Here is a 26,288-nt window from a genome sequence, read left to right on the forward strand (position 1 = left end):
ATGATTGAAGTCAAAGACCTGGTCCGCCAGTTCACGTCCGGTGACCGCACCATCAAGCCCGTCAACGGAGTGAGCTTCGAACTCGAAAAGGGTACACTCGCCTCGATCGTGGGCAAGAGCGGTAGCGGCAAGAGCACCCTGCTCTCCCTTCTGGGCGCCTTGGACAAACCCACCAGCGGAGACGTCGTGGTGGATGGAATCAGCCTCGCCGGCCTTCGTGCCAGCAAACTCACTGAATACCGACGCCGGGACATCGGCTTCGTCTTCCAGCAGTTCAACCTGATCCCCAACCTCTCGGCCGTGGACAACGTCATGCTTCCCATGGAGTTTGCCGGAATGCGGAAGGCCGCCCGATTGGAGCGGGCGCGGTCCCTCCTGGAGCAGGTGCAGCTGGATCCGGAGAAGCAGTCGCGCCGCATCAACAAGCTCTCAGGCGGTGAGCAGCAGAGGGTTGCCATTGCCCGGGCGCTGGCGAATGAGCCCAAGCTCATCCTGGCCGACGAACCTACCGGCAACCTCGATGAGCAGACCGGCGAACACATCATCGAACTGCTGAGTTCTTTGAGCCGTGACCACAACACCACCATTCTGGTGGTGACGCACGACCGGAGCCTGGCTCAGAAGACCGAACGCCGCTTCCGGCTACAGCAAGGCAAATTGAGCGAGGAAACCGTGCGGCCACGGGTTGCTGCCGGGGCCTGATCTCCCAGGAATCGGCCGCCTACGGTAGGGCCGGGAACCGCATGGTTCCCGGCCCGGGGAGGCCGGGAGTCCTTCAAAAGCGAATCGCGTCAATGACCTTGACCCGTACAGCCACCAGCGCCGGAACAGCCCCGGCCAATGCACCCAACAGCACCGCGGTTCCGAAACAGCCAGCGCGGGCGCGGCCATCCCGACGCCGCCGGTTCCGCTCCCGCCGGTGGTGGCTCCGGCGTCGACGGCGTTATTCTTCAAGGTCACCGCGGGACATGCGAATGGAGCCGGGCCGCCCGCCAAGGAGATCTGCGCCGAGCCCGGCTTTGCGAGAAGCCCGTATCCACAAAGGCGATCTTCACCAGCGAAACAGAGATCACTGTGAGCAAACAGACATGACTCATGGTTCGATCGCGTCCTGCCAAGCGCATGCGGGGAATGAGAGGATAGGCCGCATGAGTCTGCATATCGCCAAGCCTTGGTTGTTCAGCCAGCCGAACCAGGATCCCCGGGCAGCCACCGGCAAGGCCCTGAACTGGGGCATTGTGGCCACCGGGGGGATCGCCAGAACTGTGGTTGGCGAGCTCACCCAGCTTGAAGATGCAAAGCTGCATGCCGTGAGTTCGCGACGCCGGGAATCCGCGGAGGCCTTTGCTGCCGCGCATGGCGTCACGAAAGCTTATGGGGACGACGGCGACGTTCCCGGGTACCAGCGGTTGCTCGCCGATGACGCCGTCGATGTTGTCTACGTGGCCACCCCGCACGCTCAGCATTTCAGCATCGTCAGGGATGCCCTCAATGCCGGCAAACACGTCCTGTGCGAGAAGGCCATGACCATCAACGGCCGTGAGGCGGCTGAGCTGGTCGGCTTGGCCCGGGATCGGAACCTGTTCCTCATGGAGGCGGTGTGGAGTCGTTTCCTACCGAGTATCCAGCGGGCGTTCGCTATTGCCGCGTCGGGTGAACTGGGCGACATCAAGTGGGTCAGCGCAGACTTGGGATTCCCCGCGCCCTACGATCCCTCAGCCCGGATCTGGGCCCCTGCGGCCGGTGGCGGGGCACTTCTGGACCTCACGGTGTACGCCCTGTTGTGGCCCTTGGGCACCCTCGGCTTCCCGCAATCAGTCAGCGCGGTGGGCACTTTGACGGACGACGGCGTCGACTCCCAGAACGCGCTCACGCTGGCTTACGACGGCGGCGCTATCGCCCAGCTGACCTCCTCCTTGCTGGCCCATGGGCCGCGCTGCGCCTCCGTCGCCGGCTCCCAGGGTTTTCTGCAGACGCAAGGATCCATCAACAATCCACGCGAGCTTCTGATTCGAACCGGCTGGGACGAGCCGCGCATTGAGCGCTTTGATTCGGTCGGCATCGGCTACACCTACGAATTGCGAGAGGTCACCCGCTGCGTCCAGCAAGGACTGACCGAGAGTCCCGTCATGCCCTTGGACGATTCGCTCAACACGATGCGCCTCTTCGACGGGGTCCGCTCCCAACTCGGAGTCAGGTACGCCAACGACGCCCGGTGAGCCGACTCAGTGGTGATCATTGCTTCTGGACTAGTTAACTAGTTCAGGCCTACGATGAGGGAGATCGTCAATCCAACCGGACGCTGGGGGGTGTCGAGATGGAAGCTGTGCGAAGTAAGCTGCGCGTTCTTCATGTTCTCCGCTCCGTCATGCTGGCTGGCGCCGGTGCGGTCGTTTGGATGGCACTGTCCTCCACTGCAGCCAATGCTGATTCGGGTGACAGCAACCATCATTCCTTATTGGGCGGTGCAGGCTCGGCGGTGACAAACGTTGTCCACGACGCCACGGCTCCAACCCCGGCGGTTGTTGCGCACCCACTGCCACGACTGACCAGGGCAATCGACCAAGGTGTGGCCAGCACGCCCGTCGTCAACGGCGTCGTCCCCGAGGGCATGCTTGCTACTGTGCCTGCTCCCGTCGTGTCCACCACAACAGGCGCCGTAGACGGGGTTGGAACGGGCTTCGGTACCGTAGCCAGCCGGGTTGTGTCCCCGGTTCTTGGCACCGTTGGATCTACCGCGGGTGCACTTCCAGTCAGCATCCCGGGCATAGCCGTGGGGCTTCCCACGGCCCAGCTCGATGCGACCCTTCCCGGGCCGTCCGCCGCCCTCGCGCCCACGACCCACGCGAGCTCACCCTTGGCGGAAGATGTCGCGGCCCCCGCGGTCAGCCCCGCTGACCCCTTTGACCCGCCGGGCGTGGGCATATCTCCTTGGAACACGATGGTCTGGGCCACCGCTTCCGAGGATCCTTCGGTGCCTCCGTCCGGCGGGACGCCCTCTGCCGACGCGCCGAGCGGGGCCGTTGCCGGAGGCGCCGCAGCAGCCCTTACAAGCAATCCTTCGGGAACGACTGCCGGGTGGCTTCCAGGCATCAACCTGCTTCCCCCTTTCGCCGGCATCCTTATCTCCGCAACTACAGCCGGCAGAACTCCGGCTCCAGTGTCGTTCGACCCAGGTTCTTCCCCTGATTAGTTCCAAGCCCCGCCGCCTCCCCAGAAGTCGATTCTGGCCGGTGGCAGATGGCCGGTCCGGGCGCTCCCGCGGTTTCCTGCGGGCTGCCGCGCCTGGTGGAACTACTCATTCAGGAGAAAGACAACATGCACAGCATTATTCGCAAGGGGTTGCTTGGCACCCTCTTTGCCGGTGGATTGATAGCCCTCGGCGCAACTGCCGCGAATGCGGCAGACACCTCTACAAGTGCACAAGGCACTCCCTCAGGCACTCAAATTGTTGCACCGGTGTCCATACCGGTGAACATCGGGTCGACGACGCTCACAGTACTGGGAACTTCGAGCGTCGCGACCGACACCCCCGCACCCGCCCCGGCTCCGACCCCGGCGGACAATTCCGGCGGAACAACTGTCCCGTCCGGAACCCAGGCGGTGGCTCCGATATCGGTCCCTGTTAATGTCGGAGCCACCTCCCTGGCAGTTCTGAACAATTCGGGCCCAGGCAGAACGTCTGGCAGCCCCGTCACTCCACCGGTCGCCGTTGGCGACACGACCGTCAACCTGCTCAGCACCACGCCAACAAGCGGTTCAACAGGCACCAGTCCTACGACGCCGCCAGACAGCGCCACAGGCACCGGCGTCTTGGGTACGGGACTCACCGCCCCGTTGAACCTGCCGTTGACGGTCGGCATCGCTTCGGTTGATCTGGGTCTGTCTTCCGGAGTCGCCAACACTCCCGCCGGGAGCACCCCCGCAATCAACGCACCAGTCGCCGACCCGTCGCTTGTTGCTCCTCCATCAGGGGCTGCAGCGCCAGCCGGCGCAGCCACCACCATTACGGCGGTGGTTGCCGGCCCCGGAACGACTGCTCTGGCTAGCACTGGCTTCAATGGGCGAGGGGTGCTGTTCGCGGCGTTCCTGCTACTGGGTGGATTCATCGTGATGGCGGGCCGTCGGAAGATCCGGGCAAGCAAGCCCGCATAGTCACCGGCTCGGGCTGTTCTACCGCAATGGGGCCGCAGCCCGGTTCCCCGGCTCCTCCGCAGGGCAAATAGCCCCGCGGAGGAGTCCGTACGGGGGTTTGCCTAGTGGCCTGACTTCCGGGCTGGCTTCCCGGCGAACAGTTTCCGGTCCAGCGAGGCCGCTCCCGAACCGATAAAGGCAAACGCCAATGCCAATGCGATATACAGAATGAGAAGCTCGGCGTTGACTCCGGGACGATCACTCAACAACGGCTTACCCGCTTCTGTAACAAACCAGATCCCGGCATACATAAGAGCTGCCAGGAAACCGGCCACCCTGGTCAGGGCGCCGAGTACCAAGAGTGCGCCCAATCCGTTCTCACCGCAAATAACCAGCCAGGACATCAGCTCCGCTCTTTGAACCCCCATTGCGGTGATGGTGGCCTCAAACACCGGCTGTCCAGCCAGCAGCTTCTGGACGCCATGTAGCAGCAAAAGGCCGCCGAACACGACCCGCAGAAACGCAATGCCGCGAGATGACGAGGTCTGAGAAGGAAAGAGGAACTTCACTCGATCCAATCTTCCATGCAGATCGCTCAGCTCAAAACGGCAATCAGGCCGTGTCCGGGCGACCCGTCAGTTAAACGCAACTAGCTCGCAGTTGTTGACGTTATTACCTCTCAAAACGACAACAACTGCGAGCTAGTTGTGCGGGGCGGGGCGCTTAGTTCAGCGTGGCCACAACTTCGTTGAGCTTTGCGGAGGGACGCATCACGGCTTCTGCCTTCGCGGCGTCGGGGCGGTAGTAGCCGCCGAGGTCGACGGGCGAGCCCTGGACACCGAGCATCTCGGCAACGATGGTTTCCTCGTTGGACCTCAGGGCCTCGGCGACGGCGGAGAAGGCCGCGGCGAGCTCGGCGTCGTCGTTCTGCTTGGCTAGTTCCTGAGCCCAGTACTTGGCGAGGTAGTAGTGGCTGCCTCGGTTATCGAGTTCGCCGACCTTACGCTTCGGGGACTTGTTGTCCAGCAGGAACGTGCCTGTGGCGCGGTCAAGCGTATCGGCGAGGACCTGCGCCCGGGCGTTGCCGGTGGTGGTGGCAAGGTGCTCGAAGCTCACAGCCAAGGCAAGGAACTCGCCCAAGCTGTCCCAGCGCAAGTGGTTTTCCTGCAGGAGCTGCTGGACGTGCTTCGGGGCGGAACCGCCTGCACCGGTCTCGAACAGTCCGCCACCGTTGATCAACGGAACCACCGAAAGCATCTTGGCGCTGGTGCCGAGTTCGAGGATCGGGAACAGGTCTGTCAGGTAGTCACGCAGCACGTTGCCGGTGACTGAGATGGTGTCTTCGCCCTTGCGAATCCGCTCCAGCGTGAAAGCCGTGGCCTTCTCCGGGGACATGATTTCGATCTGCAGGCCGTCAGTGTCGTGGTCCTTCAGGTATTCCTTGACCTTGGCGATCAGCTGGGCGTCGTGGGCACGGGTCTCATCGAGCCAGAACACGGCCGGCATCTTCGAGGCGCGGGCACGGGTGACAGCAAGCTTGACCCAGTCCCGGATCGGCACGTCCTTGGTCTGGCAAGCGCGCCAGATGTCACCCGGGGAGACCTGGTGTTCGATCAGCACGCTCCCGGAGGAGTCCACGACCTGGATGGTACCGGCGTTCTCGGCCTCGAACGTCTTGTTGTGGCTGCCGTATTCCTCGGCCGCCTGTGCCATGAGGCCCACATTGGGGACCGTACCCATGGTGGTGGGATCGAAGGCGCCGTGGGCACGGCAGTCATCGATGACCACCTGGTAGACGTCCGCATAGCAGCTGTCCGGGATGACCGCGAGTGTATCGGCTGCCTTGCCATCCGGGCCCCACATGTGGCCGGAGCTGCGGATCATTGCCGGCATCGAAGCGTCAACGATGATGTCGCTGGGAACATGCAGGTTGGTAATGCCCTTGTCGGAGTCAACCATGGCCAGCGGCGGGCCGTCTGCCAAGCCCTTCTTGATGGCCGTCTGGATGCCTTCGCGGACGTCCTCAGGAAGTTCGTCGAGGCCGTTGAGGATGGAGGCCAAGCCGTTGTTGGCGCTCAGGCCCGCGGCAGCGATCTGCTTGCCGTAGGTGTCGAAAAGCTCGGAGAAGTACGCCTTGACGACGTGGCCGAAGATGATGGGGTCCGAGACCTTCATCATGGTGGCTTTCAGGTGTGCGGAGAAGAGCACCCCTTCTTCCTTGGCACGAATTACCTGGGCAGCCAGAAACTCGTCCAAGGCCGCTGCGCGAAGCACGGTGCCGTCGACTACTTCGCCGGCGAGGACAGGGAAGGCGGGCTTGAGGACCTTGACGGTGCCGTCTTCTCGAACGATCTGGATCTTGATGGTGTCATCAGCCGGGATGACCACGGACTTCTCATTGGAGCGGAAGTCGTCCTCCGTCATGTGCGAAACGTTGGTCTTGGAATCGGCGCTCCAGGCACCCATGGAATGTGGGTTCTGGCGAGCGTAGTTCTTCACCGACAGGGGCGCACGGCGGTCCGAGTTGCCTTCGCGCAGGACCGGGTTGACGGCCGAACCCTTGATCTTGTCATAGCGCGAGCGGATGTCCGTCTCATCGTCAGAGGAGGGGTTGTCCGGGTAGTCCGGGAGCCCGTACCCTTGGCTCTGGAGTTCTGCGATGGCGGCCTTCAGCTGAGGGACGGATGCGCTGATGTTGGGGAGCTTAATGATGTTTGCTTCGGGCTTCTTGGCCAGTTCACCGAGTTCGGCCAATGCGTCGCTGATCCGCTGCTCTTCAGTCAGGTAGTCACCGAAGACGGCAATGATTCGGGCAGCCAGCGAAATGTCGCGAGTCTCGACCTCCACGCCGGCCGTCGAGGCGAAAGCTTCCACAATCGGCAGGAACGAGTAAGTCGCCAGCATCGGCGCTTCGTCAGTGTGGGTATAGATAATCTTTGCCATTGGCGGGGCATCTCCCTGAAAGTCTGCAGATTTCAACATCTCTAACTTACCTGAGGGGGCCGCGTTGACGCCTACCGGGACGGCCACGCGCCGCGTATGCAACGTCATACCCAGACCAACCTTATGTACCAACGCGCCAAATGGGAGTAGTTTCAATGGGTCAAGCTGTGGCCGATAACACATAGCCACCCGTCGATTGGCAGGACAATCATGACAAAGAAATCACTCCCCATCACCGGTCTCCTGAGCCTCCTTACCTTCGCCTTTCTGACCCTCTGTGCCGCTGGAGGGGCGGCAGCCGCAACACCTCTTCATGCGGTTTCGAGCTTCGCGGCGCCTGGGACGCCTCAGCTCGTCAGTCTGGCAACTGCAAACACCGATCCCGCGGCCTACTGGACCCCGGAACGAATGCGAACGGCAATTCCCGGCGACGTCCTCGCCGGGAAAGCCATCGCGAGGGGTGCCGCTTCCGGCACTGCCAATGGCGCTGTCGAAGCTGGCCCGCCCGTGAAAATCGCGAGCCCTGCCAAAGGCGGCAGCTCGAGCCTGCATCAAGACGAAGACCCCATTGACCACGTCGGCAAAGTCTTCTTCACCATGGGAGCCTTCGCTTATGTCTGCTCCGGCAACGCCGTCGTGTCTGATAACGACAGCACGGTGGCCACAGCAGGACACTGCGTCAACGAAGGACCTGGGGCATTTGTCCAGAACTTCGTTTTCGTTCCCGCTTACCTCAACGGAACCGCCCCCTACGGCATCTGGCCCGCCAAAGCCCTCTACACCACTCCCCAGTGGCGCACTGCCGGCGATATCCGCTATGACACCGGATTCGCAGTCACTGCTACCGTGCACGGCCGGCACCTGGCCGACGTCGTTGGCGCCTCAGGGGTGGAGTTCAACGCAGACCGCGGACTGAGCTACCAAGCTTTCGGTTACCCTGCCGCTCCGCCTTTCGACGGTCAATCACTGAAGAGCTGTTCGGGCGACGCCACCAAGGATCCCATCAATCCACAGTTCAAGGCACAGGGCATTCCCTGCGACATGACCGGAGGTTCCTCGGGCGGTCCTTGGATGGTCGACTCCGAGCGGGACTCCTTCCAAAACTCCATTACGAGCTACGGCTACCCCGGGGCCCGGCCTTGATCTATGGGCCATACTGGGGATCTGTTATCCGGGATGCCTACGAAACAGCATCCCGATCCTAGTTCGCCTGAGCATCGGGAAATCCACAATATTCACTATTTGTCACAAGCGAAAGCTCAATCTCAGAAAATTTGACTAATCTATTTACAATCTTGTCACAGGGCGCGTAGTTTCAGTTCCGTCAGTGGGTGGCCACCACAACCCGGCCGCCTTCACCCTCGATAGCTAGGACAACTGTGACGAGAACCAAAACACTGGCCACAAGCCTGCTCAGTCTGACTACCGCCGGAGTGCTCGCGCTGGGATCCGGCGGCGGAGCCACCGCGGCTCCGTCCGTCGACCGCGGCACTGACGCGTCGACCGTCAGCAGCCTTTCGACGTCGGACAGTAACACCGCCGACTACTGGACTCCTGAGCGCATGAAGAACGCCGTCGCCGGCGACGTTCTCGCAGACAAAGCGCTCTCGCGCGGACAAGCCAAAGTGGACCTCGGCGCTCTCCATGTTTCACCCGGGCCGGACCGCACCCTGACAATCCAAGGCCAGAAGGCGAGCAGCGCGGCACCCCAGTCCCCCACCGTCGATCGCAAAGCCAACGCCAGCGAGGCCCCTGTTCCGCACATCGGAAAAGTGTTCTTCACCCTCGGCGGGGTGAACTATGTCTGCTCCGGCAACTCCGTCACCTCGACCAACCAAAGCACGGTGTCCACTGCGGGTCACTGCGTCAACGAGGGCCCCGGGGCGTTCTCAACCAAGTTCACGTTCGTTCCTGCTTACTCGAACGGCGCCGCCCCCTATGGCAAATGGACGGCCAAGGCGCTGTACACCACCAACCAGTGGTCCTCGAGTGGAGACATGCAGTACGACACAGGTTTTGCCGTCATGAACCCCCTCAATGGCCAGAAGCTCTCAGCCGTAGTGGGCGCATCGGGAGTCCAGTTCAACGGGGCCCGAGGGCTGGTCTACAAGTCGTTCGGCTATCCTGCAGCACCCCCCTTCGATGGCGAGTCGCTCAAGAGCTGCTCCGGCACGGCTACCGATGATCCAAAGGACCCGCAGGACAACACCCAGGGGATCCCGTGCAACATGACCGGCGGTTCTTCCGGTGGCCCGTGGTTCATCGGCACCAGCTCCGGCGGGTACCAGAACTCGGTGAGCAGCTATGGCTACGGGAGCAACTCCACCACGATGTACGGCCCGTACTGGGGCACCGTCATCCACGGCACGTACCAGGCCGCATCCACGGCACCGTAACGCACAGCACCGCAACAAGGGACATGCCCCGTTACATTTATTGGGTCCCCGAGAGCCGGGGATTTGGTCGCTGGACCCGGTATGACTTTCTTGCCCTGTCACTGATGATCCGGGGGGTGTTGTCGCCGGTTCCGGAGACACGCGTTGACTGCTGATAGGGACAGGGCCAGCCCCTTTGGGAGGGGCGAGGTCTCTTTGTAACGTGGGTGCCAGCATCGGGTGTCGTGACTGCGGCCAGAGGACGCGAAGGGGCGCGTATGGACGAGGAAATCGCTGTTTTCTGCGGGCTGGATGTCGGGAAATCCGAACATCACGCGACCGCCCTGGACCGCTCGGGCGAGCGGATTTTCGACAAGCCCTTGCCCCAGGACGAGGCCCGGCTCCGTGAGTTGTTCACAGGCCTGCAGCAACACGGCAGAGTGCTGGTTATCGTTGACCAGCCCAACACCATCGGCGCACTGCCGATAGCCGTGGCTCGGGACTGCGGAGCCACGGTGGCCTACCTGCCCGGATTGGCCATGCGCAAGGCCGCGGACCTGTACCCGGGCAAGTCCAAAACCGATGCCCGGGACGCCTTCATCATCGCGGACACGGCACGCTCTATGCCCCACACCCTGCGGTCCGTGGACCGGGACAGCGAAGTGCTGGCCGCGTTGAAGGTACTCTCCGGTTTCGACGCTGACCTGACCCACGAATGCACACGGGCGATCAACCGGCTGCGGTCCTTGCTGCTGCAGATCTTCCCCGCCCTGGAGCGAGTCTTCCCGGGCACCGTCCTGACCAGGACCCTGGTGCTGGAGCTGTTCATCAAATACGCCGGGCCGACCGGGCTCCGGGCCGCCGGGCGTGGAAACGTGCTGCGCTGGGCCAGGAACCACAGCCGGAAAGACCCCGCCAAGCTCATCGACGCAGTCTTCACAGCCCTGGACGAGCAGACCGTCACCGTGATCGGCACCGACGCCGTCGAACTCGTGATTCCACGCGTCGCAGCCCAGATCAAGGAACTCAAAGAGCAGCGGGCCATCGTTGCCGCCGAAGTGGAAAAGCTCCTGGATGACTTCCCTCTTTCCACGGTCTTGATGTCCATGCCGGGAGTCGGCATCAAGACCGCCGCGACCATACTCCTGAGCATCGGCGACGCCAGCACCTTCACCTCCGCAGGCCACCTGGCCGCGTATGCCGGCATCGCACCCGTCACCCGGCGTTCCGGCACCTCGATCCGCGGGGAGTTCCCCGCCCGTTCCGGCAACAAACAGCTCAAGAACGCGCTCTTCAGATCCGCCTGGATCGCCAGCTGCCACCACCCGGCGTCCAAGGACTACTACGAAAAGAAACGGGCCCAGGGAAAGAAACACAACGCCGCAGTCATCTGCCTGGCCCGCCGACGCTGCGACGTCATCTTCTCCATGCTCAAACACGGCACCCTCTACGAAGACAAACCGGCCCGGACCGCTTGACGAAAAACATAGGGACACCCGCCCGTTCCTAGGACTGGACATATTAGCTTCATGCCCAGTCCTGACCACGAACAATGGACATGTCCTCCCGGGAAGGGAGGACATGTCCATTGTTCGGTGGAGCGTGTGGACTTAGTGGAAGAAGTGCCGCGCACCTGTGAAGTACATCGTGATGCCTGCAGCATTGGCCGCGGCAATCACTTCCTCATCACGGACGGAGCCACCTGGCTGGACGACGGCGCGGACACCGGCATCGATCAGGATCTGCAAGCCATCGGCGAACGGGAAGAACGCATCGGAAGCAGCCACGGCCCCGCGGGCCCGCTCGGGTGCGCCAGTCGCGGAGGCGTTGGAGGCACCGCCAGGGGCATCGCCGCCAACAGCGACGTTGGACTCCATCTGAACGCCCAGAGTGTTGGCACGCTCGACGGCCAGTTTGCAGGAGTCCAGACGGTTGACCTGGCCCATGCCGATACCCACTGCGGCGCCGTTGTCGGCAAGGAGGATTGCGTTGGACTTGGCGGCGCGGCAAGCGGTCCAAGCGAACGCGAGGTCGGCCAGCGTGGCGTCGTCGGCGGCTTCGCCCGCGGCGAGGGTCCAGTTGGCGGGGTTGTCGCCGTCGGCGTCCACCTTGTCGGCTTGCTGGACAAGGACGCCGCCCGAGACCTGGCGGATCTCCGTCGGGTAGCGGCCGTAGCCGTCCGGCAGCGCCAGCAGGCGGATGTTCTTCTTCTTGGACAGGATGTCAACCGCTTCCGGCTCGAAGCCCGGGGCGATGACAACCTCGGTGAAGATCCCGGCCACGGTGCGTGCCATGCCCGCTGTCACAATGCTGTTGGCCGCGATGACGCCGCCGAAGGCGGACACGGGATCGCAAGCGTGGGCCTTGGCGTGGGCGTCGGCAATGGGGTCCTCGGCATCCGCGGAGCCAACGGCCACGCCGCACGGATTGGCGTGCTTGATGATGGCAACAGCCGGCTCGGAGAAATCGAAGGCTGCGCGCAAGGCGGCATCGGCGTCGACGAAGTTGTTATAGCTCATGGCCTTGCCGTGCAGCTGGTCTGCCTGGGCGATACCGGCGGGCGCGGCCTTGTCCACGTAGAGGGCCGCCTGCTGGTGTGGGTTCTCGCCGTACCGCAGCACTTCGGAGCGTTCCAAGGCCAAGCCCGCATAGGCGGGCCAGTCGATGATGCCGTCGCCGTCCTCGTCGAGGAACTGGCTGGCGGTCCAGGTGGCAACGGCGGTGTCATACGTTGCGGTGTGGGCGAAGGCCTTTGCTGCGAGGCGGCGGCGGGTCTTCAGGTCGAAACCTCCGGCAGCGGCGGCTTCCACTACGGCGCCGTAGTAGGTGGGGTCAACCACGATCGCGACGGCGGCGTGGTTCTTCGCGGCCGAACGCACCATGGCGGGGCCCCCGATGTCGATCTGTTCGACGACGTCGTCCTGGGCTGCGCCGGAGCGGACAGTCTCCACGAACGGGTAAAGGTTCACCACCACCAGGTCGAACGGTTCGATGTCCATGCGGGCGAGCGTTTCCATGTGGGCGGGAACCCGACGATCGGCCAGGATGCCGCCGTGAACGCGCGGGTGCAGGGTCTTCACGCGGCCGTCGAGCATCTCCGGGGAACCGGTGACTTCTTCGACTTCCTTGACCGGAATACCGGCGGCGGCGATCCTCTTTGCGGTGGAGCCGGTGGAGACGATGGCGACTCCTGCTGCGTGCAGGCCCTTCGCGAGCTCCTCCAGCCCCGTCTTGTCGTAAACCGAGATCAGTGCACGGCGGATGGGAACACGGTCAAGCTGCGTCAAGCTCACAAAAGTCTCCGTCTTATGTCGCGGGATTCCACGGTTGCTGGGGATACGGGCAAGTTTATCGTGTTGTGGCTCCACTTCGATTTTCGAGACGCGGCACTGCCCGCAACATAAGGTGGGGCTATGGGTTCCGAGGATGTGATTTTGGTGGCCGACGTCGGCAAGAGCCGGTGCCGGGTTGAACTCAGGCAGGGCGATAAAGTCTTGGGTTCGGCGGACCAGCATGGTTTCCCCGGCTTGGGGATGGATCACGGAGCCCGGTTCGCATTCGAGCTGCTCGCGGACACCGCCGCCATGCTGCCGGCCGGGGTCCCGAGCGATTCCTTGTGGGGAATCGGCGCCGCCGTAGCCGGGGTTGAGGCCTCCGCGGAGAACTCCCGTGAGCTCGCGGCCCTGCTTTCCAAACGTTTCCGGGTGCCCGCTGCAGTCCTCTCGGATGCCACAGCCGCCCACCTTGGCGCCCTCCAGGGCGCACCGGGAACCGTGCTGATTGTGGGTACTGGCGCCGTAGCCTTCCGCTTTGACGACGCCGGTAACCTCCACCGTGCCGACGGTTGGGGGCCGCTGCTGGGTGATCGCGAAAGCGGTCGCTGGATCGGCCAGCAAGGACTTCAGGCCGCATTGCAAGCGCACGACGGCGGCCCGGCAACTTCGCTGCTCGCCTCCGCCGCCGCGTTGGCTGGCTCGCCGGGTCACCTTCCGGCGTGGCTCGCCGAGTCCGACAACCCGGCCCGGACAATGGCGCGGTTCACGCCCGAGGTACTGCACGCGGCGGAGGCTGGAGACGCCGTCGCACGCTCCCTCCTGGACGAAGCGTGCAGGCTTCTCGTGAACACGGTGACCCTTGCCTCAGACGACTCGAAGCGGGTGGCGCTCCTTGGCGGGGTAGTGAAATCGGAGTTCTTTGCCGGGCTCTTGCACAACGCCCTCGCTTCGGCTGGGATTGAGGTGGTTGCGCCGCTCGGCGATGGGATGGACGGTGCCGCCCTCGCAGCGAACCGCCGCGGGCTCCTTCAGGAAAGGTATATTCACCGTGACGGAACAGTCTGACGCAGCTCCCCCCGAAGACGAGCTCAAGGAACTCCGCTCCGAGCTCGCGGACCTCCAAACCGAAGCCGCATTGCCCGCGCTGGGTGAATTGGACACGATGGGAACGGCCGAGCTCGTCTCCGCCATGAACGAGCAGAACCGGGGAGTCCCGGCCGCCGTCGAACGCGCCAGCGGGCAGATCGCCGCGGTGGTCGACGCCGTAGCGGAACGCCTCGCGCACGGTGGGCGGCTGATCTATGTGGGCGCCGGAACGGCGGGGCGGCTCGGTGTCCTGGACGCGAGCGAATGCCCGCCCACCTTCGGCACTCCCCCGGGTCTCGTCGTCGGGATCATCGCCGGCGGCACCCAGGCCGTCCAGAAACCAGTGGAGTACGCCGAGGACAACGCCACGGCCGGAGCCCGGGACCTGCACGACATCAGCGTGACTGAGGCGGACGCCGTCGTCGGGATTTCGGCGTCGGGACGCACACCCTACGTGATCGGCGCGCTTGAGGAAGCCCGCAGCCGTGGGGCATTTACGGCATCGCTTGCCTGCAACCACGACTCCCCCATCAGCAAACTGGCGGACGTGGCGATCGACGTCGTGGTCGGTCCGGAGTTCATTGCCGGTTCCACGCGGCTCAAGGCGGGCACAGCCCAAAAGCTCGTCCTCAATATGATCAGCACGCTCGCCATGGTCAAGCTCGGCAAGACCTATGGAAACCTGATGGTAGATCTGCGCGCCACTAACAAGAAGCTCCTTGCGAGGTCCCAGCGGACCGTCCAACATGCCACGGGAGTGGATGCGGAGACAGCGATTCGCGCCCTGGATTCGGTGGGTGGTTCGGCGAAGGCGGCCATCCTGGTGGTGCTGACAGGTATCGATCCCGGGCAGGCGAAGAGTGCTTTGGACGCGGCCGGAGGCTTCCTGCGGAGGGCGATCCGGGACCACGGATAGAGAGCCTTCCCCATCCCCAACTAACACGCATTAGATGTCGTTTTGAGCCGTCATAGCGACAACAACTGCGAGTCAGTGGGGGGGTGCACGAGACTCAGGCGTGCTTTCGCGCCGCAAGCTCTGCGAGGGTCCGGACCAAGAGCCTGCGTTCCACTACCTTGATGCGTTCGTGCAGGGTGTCCTCGGTGTCCTCCGGGGCGATCGCGACAGCTTCCTGGGCGATGATAGGGCCGGTGTCCACGCCGGCGTCGGCCCAGTGGACAGTGCAGCCCGTGACCTTCACTCCATAGGCCATCGCATCGCGGACTCCGTGAGCCCCCGGAAAGGCCGGCAACAGCGCCGGGTGGGTGTTCAGATATTTGCCGCCGAACGCATCGATGAATTCCGGGCTGACAATCCGCATGAACCCCGAGGAAACCACCACGTCCGGGTGGTACGCGGCAACAGCCGTGGTCAGCGCGGCGTTCCAATCGGCCCGGTCAGCATAGTCCTTGAAGTCCACCACGAAGGTATCCAGCCCTGCCTCGGCGGAACGTTCCACGCCGTAAGTGCCCGGCCTGTCGGCACCTACGGCTGCGATCTCAACGTCCAGCTCGCCCGCTTTCACGGCGTCGATAACTGACTGGAGATTGGAACCGGTGCCGGAGACGAGGACAACAATGCGCATTGCACTAGCTTATGGGTGGCTCGCGTAGGCTGGAAAACATGAATTCCGGCGTTGGACCCAGCCCTCAGCAGCATCCACAAAACGAAGCTGCCAAATCAGCGCTTGCAGTTACCCAAACGTTGTTCAGGTCATTCCTGCTCACTGTGCTTGGCGCCATCTTCGTCTACGTCCTGAACATCAGCTACGTCTGGCTCAGTGCCGTCCTCACCGTCATCGCGGGGGTGCTTGGCGTGGTGGTTCTCGTCCGCACCATCAGGTTCAAGCAGCCGCGCGTCGTGTTACTCGGCACCATCTCCGGGCTGGTAGTCACGGCCATCATGTGCGTGCTGGTGCTGACTGCAGTCGTCTTCTTCCAACAAATCCGCACCTTGCAGGACTGCGCGCGGAGCGCGCTGACGCTCCAGGCCCAAAACTCCTGCCAGGTGGACTTCCAAAAGTCCGTTCCCTCCGGGTTGCGCTAGCCCAGCCACAAGCCAAGGCGCGGTAGGCACCTTAGCCGCGGTCGCCGTCGTACGCGGGAGCGTCAAGGTCCGCTTCGCGGAGCTTCTGCCGCCGCTCGAGCCACGGCCCTACCGAGTAACCGATCACGACGCCGATCCCCACCTCCGCGGCGATCCAGCTTGCCGTCCACAGGGGGTCGGGGCCGATCGCGGTGAGGCGTCCGATTCCAGCGGAACCGCGCGCCAGCCAGGCCAGGACGCCCGCCAGGGCACCTGCAACCACGCCGATGAGCGCACCCAGGAACAGTGTGGAAACAGTAACGGTGAACCATCGCGCCCTGATCTTGATGGAGAGCCATTCGTCGAAATGGTTCTCGCCCGCCCGCAGGAACCACCAGCCCGCCAACAGGCCGGCGATCACCGGAAGCGCAAGTGCCGCGGTGCCGAAGTCAAGCTGTCCGGTGGGCAACGCCCCGAAGATGGGAATGGCAGGAAGGGGTCCGACGGCGGTACCCAGCGGCCCGGCGTGCGAGCCTATGCCAAGATCGAACCCGGCGCCGGAGGACCAAGCCAGGGTGAAAACCGCCAGGTTGGGCAGGTAGCCGAGCTGGGCGATCGTCAGGACGCCACCGCCCAGGGCACCGGCTTTCAGGCCTTCGTAGACGGCAATGATGTCCGTCCAATGGATGACGAGATCGACGGCAAGCAACGAGGCTGCAAGTGTCAGGGCACCCATGGTCGCAACGAACCCGGCTATGATGGCGGAGCCGAAATAGGACCCGGCCCAACGGGAATGTTGGCTGGTGCGTGCGAGCCAATCGACGGCGTCGACGCCAATGAGCCTGCTCCAGGAGCCGGACTCGCGCCGGGCACCTACCACCATGCCGAGGCCGAACGGGATGAGCGGCAGCAATGCAGCGAACCAGATGTTGATGACAACATCCCCGGTGCGGCAGATGAATCCGGTGGCCGCGCCAAATGCTCCGTAGACAAGCAACGCCCCGAAGAAGGCCTGCCAGAGCTGGTCTGTGTAGGATGCCCGGGCTAGTCGGCGCCCGGCGCGCCATGCAAGGAGGAAGGGAACCAGGGTCAGCCCGAGGGGGATGAGCGACAACATGCCGGAGCCCGGGAGGCCCGCGGTTCCTATGTTGACCGTGGCAAGCTGAAGAGGGACCCCATGGACCAGCAGCCAGGTTTGACCAGCCAAGCGTGCCAGGAAATCGATGCTGTGGTCCTGGAAGCCATCGGTGGCCCAGACACCCACGAGCGGCAGGACCACCACGAGCGCCGAGATGATGACGGCCTGGACCGACTCAAGGGCACCCTGCAACCACAAAGGCATGGGCAGGCCACGGTTACCAGTCTGATCAGCGCGGAGTTTCATCGTGTCCTATCGTGCCACGGCGTGCCCCACTCCCCCGGCAGGCGCCCGCAGATCCCGCCAATCCCCTCAACGCTCCCTCACCTTTGCCGCATCTCCGAGCGACGCTCGCTCACCTTTAACCCCCGAAAGCGAAACGCTCCTGCACACCCGCCGTCGCGCCGTCGCATAAATGAGCGAGCGTCCGGGAAAACCCGCGAACAAGTGCAGGAGGATCGCCGGAAAACCAGCCAAAAGTGAGCGAGCGTCCGGGGATGCCAAGCCGCCCCCGAGCGCTTTTTGCATAAGTCAGACGTAAAATTGGAGTGTTCGCAAGAGGTGGATGGAGGGCATAATGACTACCGCAACCCCACATGCGCACGGTATTCACTTCGGACGCACAGACGTCCAGAACATCGGCATGGGTGTGGGTATTCTGATGGCGCTGGTGGGCCTTCTCGGATTCATTCCGGGCATCACCATGCGGTACGGGGAATTGCAGTTCTTCGGACCAAATTCGCACGCAATGCTCCTGGGTGTGTTCCAGGTGTCGCTGCTGCTCAACATTGTGCAGCTGATCATTGGCGGAACCAGTTGGGCGATGTCCCGCTCGGGCGGTCTTGGCGCGCGCAATATCCTCATGAGTTTCGGCGCCTTGTACATCGTACTCAGTGTGTACGGATTGAGTGTCGGAGTCGATTCGGCGGCTAACTTCCTGTCGCTGAACACTCTCGACAACTGGACGTTCACGGTTCTGGGCATCCTGATGATCGCCGCAGGCTGGATGTTTTCACGGCATTTAGCTGACGACGCTGACGACTCAAAATAGATCTCTTCACAAGCCCGGATTGAGCTAGCCCGGGACTACAGGAGCCGCCAATGGGTAGGATCTACAGCCACATCTGAATAGTCAAACAAGCGGTTGGTACAGTTCCTGCGGTGAAGAAGCCGGGAGCTGTACCAACCCTCTTTGTGTCCGACGCCGTCAGATCCACTTGGGTGCGGCCGGCACCTGTCCAGCAGTCCCGTCAGCGCCCACGCCGTGGGTGCCGCGCCCCGTGGCCCACTGCACGACGGCGGGGAGCGGCCCGGTGATCACGACGGCGGCGTCCGGGTCCCCGAACGTGAGGTCGCTGTCCGTCACGCGGACCTGCAGGCCTTTGTCGGTGCCGCGGGTGTGCCAGGCGCCGGTGATGTCTTTCAGGAGCCGTTCCAGTACCGGTTCCGGGATGTCGGCAAAGGTTGCCCCGTTGTCCAGGTCCACGGCGTGGACCCAGACTTCGCGTGAGCGCATCCAGACCGTTTCGGAGGCGGGGACGTCGCGGCCTTGGACGGTCCGGACGGTGTGGTGCCAGGCGTCGTCGGGCAAGTCGCGCCATTCCACGCTCAGGTGCACGGCGGAGTGGTCGAAGAGGTTCCGCAGCGCGATGGGGGAAAGGGTGGCGCCGAACTCGATCTCCTCGTCCCGCACCGCGACGGAGGGGTACATCGGTGTCTCGACGCCGGTGGCGGCCCACTCGATCAGCCGGGCGATCGCACGGGCGTTGTAGCCGATGTGCGCGGCGATGTGGCGGCGGCTCCAGCCGGGAAGCAGGGAGTCGCCGTCGAGCTGGGCGTCGGTGAGTTCGTTGAGCTTGCGGGCGAAGAACGCGGTCCCGCGCCGGGCCTGCAGGAGTTGGGCCTGCAGGCCCGGATCGGTGGTGAGGTCGTGGCGGGCGACCATCAGGCTTCCTTGACCACGCGGTTGTTCAGCTGGCCCAGGCCCTCGATGGTGGTGACCAGGAGCTGGCCTTCCTGCAGGTACCGCTTGGGATCCTGGGCGTGGCCCACTCCGCCGGGGGTGCCGGTGGCAATGACATCGCCGGGGTTCAGGGTGATGATCGTGGAGATGTAGGAGACCAAGAATTCCGGGGTGAACACGAGGTCCCCGGTGGGGGTGCTCTGCTGGACCTCACCGTCCACGGCGGAGGTCATGAGCGGTCCTGCCGTGAATTCGTCCGTGGTGACCAGGGCCGGGCCGAAGGGGGTGGACTTTTCCCAGGTCTTGCCTTGGAGCCACTGGATGGTGCGGAACTGGTAGTCGCGCATGGACACGTCGTTCAGCACGGAGTACCCGGCGATGTAGTCCTTGGCGTCGGCTTCGCTGATGCGCCGGCCCTTCTTGCCGATCACCACCGCGAGCTCGGCTTCCCAGTCAACCGCGTCGGACTCCTGCGGCAGCGCGAGGTCGTCGTTGGGCCCGATCAGGGATTCCTGGTATTTGGCGAACAAGGTGGGGTACTCGGGGATTTCCCGGCCCATTTCCTTGATGTGGTTGCGGTAGTTGTGCCCGACGCAGATGATCTTCCCCGGTGCGGGCACGACGGCGGCGAGGTCAGCGCCGTCGTACGCGTGGGTTGCGCCGTTGGCTGCCCGCGCGATGGACGCCCAAGCGGGGTCCTGCAGGAGGGCCCCGACATCGGAGAAGCCGTCGATCTCGGTCAGGGTGTTCCCGTCCTGACGGACCGCCGTCGTGCCTTCAGTGGTACGGAGGGTGAGGAGTCTCATTTGTTGCGTCCTTCGATGTACGTGCGGTTGAAGTTCAGTCGTTCGAAAATGGGGGCGTCGCTGAAGCGGAACAAGTCAAACGAAGTTTCGGCCTGCAGCGACCATGCGGTCCAGGACGGGACCACGAACAGGTCGCCCTTCGCCAGGGTCTTGGTCTCCCCGTTCAGCACCACGGTGCCGGTTCCTTCGAAGACCTGCCAGACGCTTGAGCCGACCTCGCGCAGTGACTCGGTGGAGGCCCCGGCGCGCAGGCGGTGGAACTCGGCCCGGATGGTGGGCATGACGTCCCCGCCCGTGGTCGGGTTGGTGTAGCGCACGGCGGCGTGGCCCTGGGAGACGGTGGCTGGGTGGCCTTCGTCTTCAAGGAGCAATTGCTCGCGGAGGGCGGCGTCGGTGTACTTCCAGCGGTATGCCGCGATGGGTGAGTTGGTGGTGTCATCCAGCCCGGAGAGCGGGCGCAGGCCCGGGTGCGCCCAGAGCCGCTCGGAACGGGAGATGTCCGGGGTGGCCTCGTCCGTGACGCGCTCGGTGCCGAACTCGAAGAACCCGGCATCCGCGTAGTGCACGAACGGGATGTCCAGGCCGTCGATCCAGGCCATCGGCTGATCGGTGTCGTTGTGGTGGCCATGGAAGTTCCAACCCGGCGTGAGCAGGAAATCGCCGCGGGACATCCGTACCGGGTCCCCGTTCACCACGGTCCACACGCCTTCGCCCTCGACCACGAAGCGGAAGGCGTTCTGCGAGTGGCGGTGCTCCGGGGCCGTTTCCCGGCCGCCGAGGTACTGGATGGCAGCCCACAGCGTTGGGGTCGCGTAAGGAGTGCCGCCCAGACCCGGGTTCGCCAACGCGATGGCACGCCGTTCCCCGCCACGGCCCACGGGAACCAGGTCCCCGGCGCGGGCCGCCAGCGGGTACAGATCGTTCCAGCGCCACACATGCGGCACGGCTTTCGGGGAAGGAACCATCGGCATCAAGTCCGCGATCTCGGTCCAGAGCGGGATCAGGTTCTCTTTGTCGAAATCCTTATACAGCTGCTTGAGCTGGGCAGCCTCTTCGGGCGTCGGTTCCGGAACCGCGTGCGCGGCGGCAACCGACTCGTGGGTTGTGTTATCGGCGCTGATGGACACAGGGGCCTCCTCGGGGTAACGAACAGTTTTGGCGTACTCCAGACCCTAGAGAGACTGGACGGTGATCTCCAACATATTCTGCACAACAGAATCTTTGCCCCACCCAGTCCCCACCGGCCCAACTAGCTCGCAGTAGATGTCGTTTTGAATGCTCATAACGACGTCTACTGCGAGCTAGTTGGGGAGGTTACGGCTCGGGTTCGGCCGGATTGGCAGCGATATCGATCTCCAATTGGCGCCGGGTTTCCCGCATGATGCCCACCAGGCCGCCGTCGAAGAGCCGGCGGAACCTAGCCACGGGGGTCGCTACGCTCAAGGCGCCTACTGCAACCCCGTGCCTGTTGTGGAGGGCCATGCCCAAGGCGCTGATCCCTTCCTCAGTGCCTTCGAAATTCGCCGCAAATCCGTTGCTGCGGATGCTCTCAAGCTCACGGAGGAAAGCAGGATACTCCGCGTCCGGAATCATGTCCCCGCCAATCTCCGCGTTCTGGCTGCGGAACAATTGCTCAATCATCGCGGGCTCCAGCTCAGCCAAAATTGCCTTGCCGCCAGATGCTTTGTTTGCTGGCAACACGGTTCCCTGCCTGTCCCCCACGCGCAAGGCATTGGTGCCTTCCACCGTGGCCAGAAACCTCACCTTGGTGCCGACCCGAACCATGAGGTTGACGGTCTCGTTGATCCTGCCGCTCAAGAGCTCCATGTGGGGTTGTGCCAGCGAGCGCAGCAGCCGGGTCCAGCTAAGTCCGGCCGGACCAACTCCCATGGCCGGCCCGGGAACGTATCGCCGGGTCTCGTCCTGGACCGCGAATCCCCGGTACACCAACATGGCCAGCAACCTGTGGGCGGTGGAGGGTGCGACCTCCAGTTCGGCGGCTGCGTCCTTGAGCCGAAGGCTGCCGCCGTCGCGCAAGAGCTGGAGGAGTTGCAGGGCGTTGTCTACCGCTTCAATGGAGTAGGCCGGCTTCTTGCGAGCTGGAAGATTCTGCACGACAGAATTCTATTGGAGTCGCGGGTCGGCGGCCACACAGTGGTGGGATGAATCACACATCTTCCGCTGCGACGCCGGAGCGGACCGAACAAGGCGTTCAACACCCCACCGAGGCGGCGGCCCGGTTCTCCAAGCGTTCCGCGGCCGCCGCGCTCGTCTGCTGGTTGCTGGTGGTTTTCGACGGCTATGACCTCATCGTCTATGGCACCGTTCAGTCGTCCCTCATTACCGACACAGGCTGGGGGCTCACCAAGGCCACCGCCGGCACTGTTGGTTCGATGGCGTTCCTCGGCATGATGATCGGAGCGATCTTCGCCGGCCGGATGTCGGACACATGGGGACGCCGCCGGACCATCATCGCCTGTGCTGCACTGTTTTCGATCTTCACCATCTTGTGCGCCTTCGCGCCGAACGCCTTCGTCTTCGGCGGCTTGCGCTTGCTGGCCGGCATTGGCCTCGGCGGACTGGTCCCGTCCGCGAATGCCCTGGTTGCCGAGCTGGTCCCCGCCAAATGGCGGTCAACCATTGCCACGTTGATGATGTCCGGTGTTCCGATCGGCGGCACGATTGCCGCACTAGCCGGTATCCCGCTGATTCCCGCTTTCGGCTGGCCAGTCATGTTCCTGGTCGCTGCGGTGGCACTCCTCGTGGTGGTACCGCTGGGGATGCGCTTCCTCCCGGAGACCCTGCCGGCGGCAAAGAATGCCCGGCAAACAGAGTCCGCAGGCTTCAAGTCTCTGCTCCGGGCACCTTACCTCGGCATGAGCGTCCTTTTCGCGGTCTCCACCCTCGCGACCCTCTTCGCCTGGTATGGCCTGGGCACCTGGCTGCCGAACCTCATGCAACTGGCCGGATACAACCTTGGCTCCGCCCTGACGTTCGCGCTGGCACTCAACCTTGGTGCCGTCGTCGGCTCGGTGGCCACCGCGTGGGCGGGAACCCGCTTCGGTCCGGTCCCGACGGCGATTGCGGCAGCCGCCGTCGCCGCCGTCGCGCTAGCCGTCCTGGTGGCGGGGCCACCGGTCGGGATCGTCTACGTCATGTTGGTGCTGGCCGGTATCGGCACCCACGGAACCCAGTGCCTCATCATCGCGGCAGTGGCCAGCCACTACCCTGCGCACTTGCGGGGCACCGCTCTGGGGTGGGCCCTCGGCGTCGGCCGCATTGGCGCGGTCGCCGCACCCCAGGTGGGCGGTCTGCTTCTTGCGGCCGGCCTGGGTGTCAACTCCAACTTCCTGGCATTCGCCGGAGCGGCCGCCATCGCAGCCGTCCTGATTGGAGCCATCAGCGCCAAAATCAAGACCATTAAGAGCACTTCCCAAAACACCATCTCTGTAGGAGCTAGCAATGTCTGACCGTAAACCGTCCACTGAAGTCCTCGTCGTCGGCGGAGGAATGGCCGGCTTGGCCGGTGCCCTGGCCCTCCGCGCAAACGGCGCCGACGTCACGCTGGTTGAGCGGGCACCCGAATTCGGCGAAGTGGGAGCCGGCCTGCAGATGGCTCCCAACGCCTCCCGCGTGCTGAAGCGCTGGGGCCTCTTGGAGAAGGCGCTCGAAATCGGCGTCCAGCCCAAGCATTTGGTATTCCGCGACGCCCTGACCGGCGAGGAACTCACCCGCCAGACCCTCGGGCAGGCATTCGAAGAGCGCTACGGCGCCCCGTACGTGGTGATTCACCGCAGCGACCTGCACCGGATCCTGCTGGAGGCCTGCCAGGAGGCAGGCGTCCGCTTGGTGAACGACGTCTTCGTAGAAACCGTGGAGACCGTGAATGGCCGCGGCGTAGCCCACACCGCGAGCGGTGAGGTGTACGAGGCCGACGTCGTGATCGGGGCGGACGGGCTCAAGTCCACCCTCCGCGAGGCTGTTGCCCATGACGGTCCAGTGTCGTCGTCGTACGTCGCCTATCGCGGAACCGTGCCCATCACGCCCGATATCCCGGCGAACGATCTCGAAGACGTCATCGTCTACCTCGGGCCTGACTGCCACCTGGTGCAGTACCCGCTCCGCAAGGGCGAACTGCTCAACACGGTAGCTGTCTTCAAGTCGCCTTCCTTCGAGCGCGGGGAAGAGCAATACGGTGGCGTGGACGAACTCCAGGCCGCATACAAGGACTGCATTCCTGCAGTTCAGGCCGCGCTGGGGAACCTTGCCACCGGCATCCGCTGGCCCATGTACGATCGAGATCCCATCGAGAACTGGATCGATGGTCGCCTGGTCCTGATGGGCGATGCCGCCCATCCCATGCTCCAGTACTTGGCCCAAGGCGCCTGCCAGGCGCTCGAAGACGCCGCAGTGCTGCAGGACTCCACCGTTGGTTCGGTCTTTACCGACGACGGCGTGGACACGGGTGCTTGGGACCGGGCCATCGGCGATTTCAACTCAGCCCGCGCAGCGCGCACGGCCCGCGTCCAGCGCACGGCGCGCGTCTGGGGCGAGTCGTGGCATGTGTCAGGCCTCGCCCGCACCTTGCGAAACCTGCTGTTCAAGAGCCGCAAGGACGGCGACTTCCAGTACAACGACTGGCTGTACGGTCAAGCCGGCGACGGCGTTCCGGCGGTAAGTGCCAAGGTGGCGGAACCCCTGGCGGGAACGCGCGCATAGGAGCATACGTTGGGTCAATTGTAAGCAAACAAATTGCTGGACTCCTGAAGCAGTCGGCAGCAGACTGACTACACGAGCCGCCTGAGTGCTTGCCGTTGAAAGGACAGTCATGTTCGACCTCGTTGCTTATATCCCCCTTCTTGTCACGGTATTTGGGGTCATCGTCGCCGTTGCGGTCATTAGGCTGCTCATCAAATTAATGTGGAAGGTGGCTGAACCAAACGAGGCATTGATCATTTCCGGGCTGACCCGCGGAAGTTTGGACACCAGGGACGGAATGGATTTCAAAATCGTCACTGGAAAGGGCGCCTTGGTGGTTCCCGGTCTCCAGACGGTCAGGACGTTGTCTTTGACGCTGAATGAGACGGAACTCCAGGTATCCTGCGTGACCTCCCAAGGAATCCAAGTGATTGTGGAGGGCGTGGTTATTTACAAAATTGGAGATGCCGCGCCCTTCATTGCAAACGCCGCGAGGAGGTTTCTCGGTCAGCAGCCCAAAATGGAAAGCCAGGTCTATAACGTCTTCGAAGGGCACCTTCGCTCAATCATCGGCAGCATGACCATGGAAGAGATCATTCGGGAGCGCGACAAACTCGCTTCGTTGGTCCGCAGTGCCAGCGGTATCGAAATGGAAAAGCTCGGCCTGGTGGTTGATTCCTTGCAAATCAAAGACCTCGAAGATCCAACGGGCTATATCCAGAACCTGGCGAAGCCGCATATTGCCCAGGTCAAAATGGAGGCCCGCATCGCCGAGGCCACCAGGAACCGCGAAGCCGCGGAAAAGGAAGCCGAGGCGGCGGCCCAGATTGCCGATGCCCAGAGCATCTCGGCGATCAAGCAATCGGCGGCCCAGGCCAATGCCGAAACTGCGCGGGCCAACGCCGCGCAGGCTGGTCCGTTGGCCGATGCCACGGCGCGTCAGCAAGTGGTGGTCCAGGAAACCGAAGTCGCCAAGCTGGAGGCGGACCGCGAGGAGCAAAAACTCCAGACGTCCATCCGCAAGCCAGCCGATGCCAAGGCCTACGCCCAACGCACGGAGGCGGAGGCCCAGAAGGCCGCCGACATCAGCGCGTCCGAAGCACGGGCACGGCGCACGGAACTCGAAGCCCAGGCCAACGCCCGCAAGGTGGAGGTCGAAGCGCAGGCCAATGCCACGGCTGCGGCCGCCATTGCGGGGGCGACGAGGATCACCGGTGAAGCCGAAGCTGCGGCCACCCGGGCCCGTGGTGATGCTGCGGCCTCCGCCATCAAGGCCAAGTCCTTGGCGGAAGCGGACGGCATCAAGGCCCGGGGCGAGGCGCTCGGAACCAATCAAGAGGCCGTCATCTCGCAACAACTTGCGGAGAACATGCCTGCGATTGTGGCAGCCGCGGCGGAACCGTTTGCCCACGTTGGCCAGTTGACTGTCCTCAACGGCGGCGAGGGCCTCAACAACATGGTGGGCGGGATCCTGGCCCAGGTGGGCAATTTCCTGCCATCGATCACGGGGGCGCTCAAGAACGGCAAGGAACCGCCGAAGCGGCCTGCCAAAGCCCCTGACGCGTAGGGAAGCCGATGCACAAAGAGGTTGATCGGAGCCTGACCGGCAAGATCGGGAGGGTTACGGGCCGTATTGGACCGGGCACTGTGGGAGAAGTCATGCTGCCGTTCCACGGCGGCACGAACGCTTTCCACGCCCATCCTTTCGACAAGACCAGTATTTTCGACGTGGGTGATGAGGTTCTTGTCATTTACTACGAACCGCCCGGGACGGTGTTCGTCGACGTGCTGCCGGACGTGCTGAGGCCGGCTAAATAGACAATTGAGGGCGGCTGGATAGCCGCCCT

At 63.7% G+C, this 26,288-nt stretch carries 25 protein-coding genes; 16 read left to right on the top strand and 9 right to left on the bottom strand.

Annotated features, from left to right (window positions below):
* The 5 genes from ABD884_RS17030 to ABD884_RS17050 all read left to right on the top strand — a co-directional run bounded on the left by ABD884_RS17030 (nt 1) and on the right by ABD884_RS17050 (nt 4,155).
* Nucleotides 1-702, top strand: coding sequence for an ABC transporter ATP-binding protein (locus ABD884_RS17030; protein ID WP_345048341.1), 702 nt, complete (start codon nt 1-3; stop codon nt 700-702).
* Nucleotides 703-840: 138 nt separating this feature from the next.
* The gene (locus ABD884_RS17035) at nt 841-1,092 is read left to right on the top strand and encodes a hypothetical protein (protein WP_345048343.1); all 252 of its coding nucleotides are present in this window, start codon (nt 841-843) and stop codon (nt 1,090-1,092) included.
* A 56-nt stretch (nt 1,093-1,148) separates the two neighbouring features.
* Nucleotides 1,149-2,219 carry a Gfo/Idh/MocA family protein gene (locus tag ABD884_RS17040; RefSeq protein ID WP_345048346.1) on the top strand — a complete coding sequence of 357 codons (1,071 nt, stop codon included), beginning with the start codon at nt 1,149-1,151 and terminating at the stop codon, nt 2,217-2,219.
* Nucleotides 2,220-2,398: 179 nt separating this feature from the next.
* Entirely contained in the window at nt 2,399-3,193 is a 795-nt protein-coding gene (locus tag ABD884_RS17045) for a hypothetical protein (protein WP_345048349.1), read from the top strand.
* 125 nt (nt 3,194-3,318) lie between these two features.
* Entirely contained in the window at nt 3,319-4,155 is an 837-nt protein-coding gene (locus tag ABD884_RS17050) for a hypothetical protein (protein ID WP_345048351.1), read from the top strand.
* Nucleotides 4,156-4,256: 101 nt separating this feature from the next.
* On the opposite strand, the gene ABD884_RS17055 is transcribed toward ABD884_RS17050, so the two are convergent.
* Both ABD884_RS17055 and ABD884_RS17060 read right to left on the bottom strand, forming a co-directional pair.
* Nucleotides 4,257-4,703: a DoxX family protein gene (locus ABD884_RS17055; RefSeq protein WP_345048353.1), complete on the bottom strand. Its 447-nt coding sequence runs from the start codon at nt 4,701-4,703 to the stop codon at nt 4,257-4,259.
* Nucleotides 4,704-4,857: 154 nt separating this feature from the next.
* A complete protein-coding gene (locus tag ABD884_RS17060) occupies nt 4,858-7,077 on the bottom strand; it encodes an NADP-dependent isocitrate dehydrogenase (RefSeq protein ID WP_345048356.1) in 2,220 nt (739 codons plus the stop codon).
* Between the two features lie 210 nt (nt 7,078-7,287).
* Between ABD884_RS17060 and ABD884_RS17065 the strand changes: the two genes are divergently transcribed.
* From ABD884_RS17065 to ABD884_RS17075, 3 genes are all read left to right on the top strand, one after another.
* Nucleotides 7,288-8,220, top strand: a complete 933-nt coding sequence (locus ABD884_RS17065) for a trypsin-like serine peptidase (protein WP_345048358.1) — start codon at nt 7,288-7,290, stop codon at nt 8,218-8,220.
* A 236-nt stretch (nt 8,221-8,456) separates the two neighbouring features.
* Nucleotides 8,457-9,473, top strand: a complete 1,017-nt coding sequence (locus ABD884_RS17070; RefSeq protein WP_345048360.1) for a trypsin-like serine peptidase — start codon at nt 8,457-8,459, stop codon at nt 9,471-9,473.
* A 257-nt stretch (nt 9,474-9,730) separates the two neighbouring features.
* Nucleotides 9,731-10,930: an IS110 family RNA-guided transposase gene (locus ABD884_RS17075; protein WP_345054988.1), complete on the top strand. Its 1,200-nt coding sequence runs from the start codon at nt 9,731-9,733 to the stop codon at nt 10,928-10,930.
* Between the two features lie 132 nt (nt 10,931-11,062).
* Here the strand turns inward: ABD884_RS17075 and purH are convergent, their stop codons facing one another.
* Entirely contained in the window at nt 11,063-12,745 is a 1,683-nt protein-coding gene (gene purH / locus ABD884_RS17080) for a bifunctional phosphoribosylaminoimidazolecarboxamide formyltransferase/IMP cyclohydrolase (protein WP_345048363.1), read from the bottom strand.
* Nucleotides 12,746-12,865: 120 nt separating this feature from the next.
* On the opposite strand from purH, the gene ABD884_RS17085 reads away from it, so the two are divergent.
* The gene (locus ABD884_RS17085; RefSeq protein WP_345048366.1) at nt 12,866-13,792 is read left to right on the top strand and encodes an N-acetylglucosamine kinase; all 927 of its coding nucleotides are present in this window, start codon (nt 12,866-12,868) and stop codon (nt 13,790-13,792) included.
* Nucleotides 13,776-14,729, top strand: a complete 954-nt coding sequence (gene murQ / locus ABD884_RS17090; protein WP_345048368.1) for an N-acetylmuramic acid 6-phosphate etherase — start codon at nt 13,776-13,778, stop codon at nt 14,727-14,729. The genes ABD884_RS17085 and murQ overlap by 17 nt, the downstream gene beginning before the upstream one ends.
* Nucleotides 14,730-14,823: 94 nt before the next feature.
* Here murQ and purN read toward each other — a convergent pair whose 3' ends face one another.
* Nucleotides 14,824-15,396 carry a phosphoribosylglycinamide formyltransferase gene (purN, locus tag ABD884_RS17095; protein WP_345048371.1) on the bottom strand — a complete coding sequence of 191 codons (573 nt, stop codon included), beginning with the start codon at nt 15,394-15,396 and terminating at the stop codon, nt 14,824-14,826.
* 38 nt (nt 15,397-15,434) lie between these two features.
* On the opposite strand from purN, the gene ABD884_RS17100 reads away from it, so the two are divergent.
* Entirely contained in the window at nt 15,435-15,857 is a 423-nt protein-coding gene (locus ABD884_RS17100) for a hypothetical protein (protein WP_345048374.1), read from the top strand.
* Nucleotides 15,858-15,888: 31 nt separating this feature from the next.
* Here ABD884_RS17100 and ABD884_RS17105 read toward each other — a convergent pair whose 3' ends face one another.
* Entirely contained in the window at nt 15,889-17,220 is a 1,332-nt protein-coding gene (locus ABD884_RS17105) for a cell division protein PerM (RefSeq protein ID WP_345048376.1), read from the bottom strand.
* A 331-nt stretch (nt 17,221-17,551) separates the two neighbouring features.
* Between ABD884_RS17105 and ABD884_RS17110 the strand changes: the two genes are divergently transcribed.
* Entirely contained in the window at nt 17,552-18,025 is a 474-nt protein-coding gene (locus tag ABD884_RS17110) for a DUF4383 domain-containing protein (protein WP_345048379.1), read from the top strand.
* 156 nt (nt 18,026-18,181) lie between these two features.
* Here ABD884_RS17110 and ABD884_RS17115 read toward each other — a convergent pair whose 3' ends face one another.
* The 4 genes from ABD884_RS17115 to ABD884_RS17130 form a co-directional block, all read right to left on the bottom strand.
* Entirely contained in the window at nt 18,182-18,919 is a 738-nt protein-coding gene (locus ABD884_RS17115; protein ID WP_345048381.1) for a maleylpyruvate isomerase family mycothiol-dependent enzyme, read from the bottom strand.
* The gene (locus tag ABD884_RS17120) at nt 18,919-19,743 is read right to left on the bottom strand and encodes a fumarylacetoacetate hydrolase family protein (RefSeq protein WP_345048384.1); all 825 of its coding nucleotides are present in this window, start codon (nt 19,741-19,743) and stop codon (nt 18,919-18,921) included. The genes ABD884_RS17115 and ABD884_RS17120 overlap by 1 nt, the downstream gene beginning before the upstream one ends.
* Nucleotides 19,740-20,870 carry a cupin domain-containing protein gene (locus ABD884_RS17125; protein WP_345048386.1) on the bottom strand — a complete coding sequence of 377 codons (1,131 nt, stop codon included), beginning with the start codon at nt 20,868-20,870 and terminating at the stop codon, nt 19,740-19,742. Before ABD884_RS17125 ends, ABD884_RS17120 begins: the two co-directional genes overlap by 4 nt.
* 187 nt (nt 20,871-21,057) lie before the next feature.
* Nucleotides 21,058-21,858 (bottom strand): IclR family transcriptional regulator, encoded by an 801-nt coding sequence (locus tag ABD884_RS17130; RefSeq protein ID WP_028266322.1) that lies wholly within the window; start codon nt 21,856-21,858, stop codon nt 21,058-21,060.
* 47 nt (nt 21,859-21,905) lie between these two features.
* Between ABD884_RS17130 and ABD884_RS17135 the strand changes: the two genes are divergently transcribed.
* The 4 genes from ABD884_RS17135 to ABD884_RS17150 all read left to right on the top strand — a co-directional run bounded on the left by ABD884_RS17135 (nt 21,906) and on the right by ABD884_RS17150 (nt 26,259).
* Nucleotides 21,906-23,213 (top strand): MFS transporter, encoded by a 1,308-nt coding sequence (locus ABD884_RS17135; protein WP_345048389.1) that lies wholly within the window; start codon nt 21,906-21,908, stop codon nt 23,211-23,213.
* Nucleotides 23,206-24,462, top strand: coding sequence for an FAD-dependent oxidoreductase (locus ABD884_RS17140; protein ID WP_345048392.1), 1,257 nt, complete (start codon nt 23,206-23,208; stop codon nt 24,460-24,462). Before ABD884_RS17135 ends, ABD884_RS17140 begins: the two co-directional genes overlap by 8 nt.
* 109 nt (nt 24,463-24,571) lie before the next feature.
* A complete protein-coding gene (locus ABD884_RS17145) occupies nt 24,572-26,008 on the top strand; it encodes a flotillin family protein (protein ID WP_345048396.1) in 1,437 nt (478 codons plus the stop codon).
* Nucleotides 26,009-26,016: 8 nt separating this feature from the next.
* On the top strand, nt 26,017-26,259 hold the full coding sequence (locus ABD884_RS17150; RefSeq protein WP_345048400.1) for a hypothetical protein: 243 nt from the start codon (nt 26,017-26,019) through the stop codon (nt 26,257-26,259).
* Nucleotides 26,260-26,288 lie beyond the last annotated feature (29 nt).

The sequence above is a fragment of the Arthrobacter methylotrophus genome (assembly GCF_039539965.1).
GTDB classification, from domain to species: Bacteria; Actinomycetota; Actinomycetes; order Actinomycetales; family Micrococcaceae; genus Arthrobacter; species Arthrobacter methylotrophus.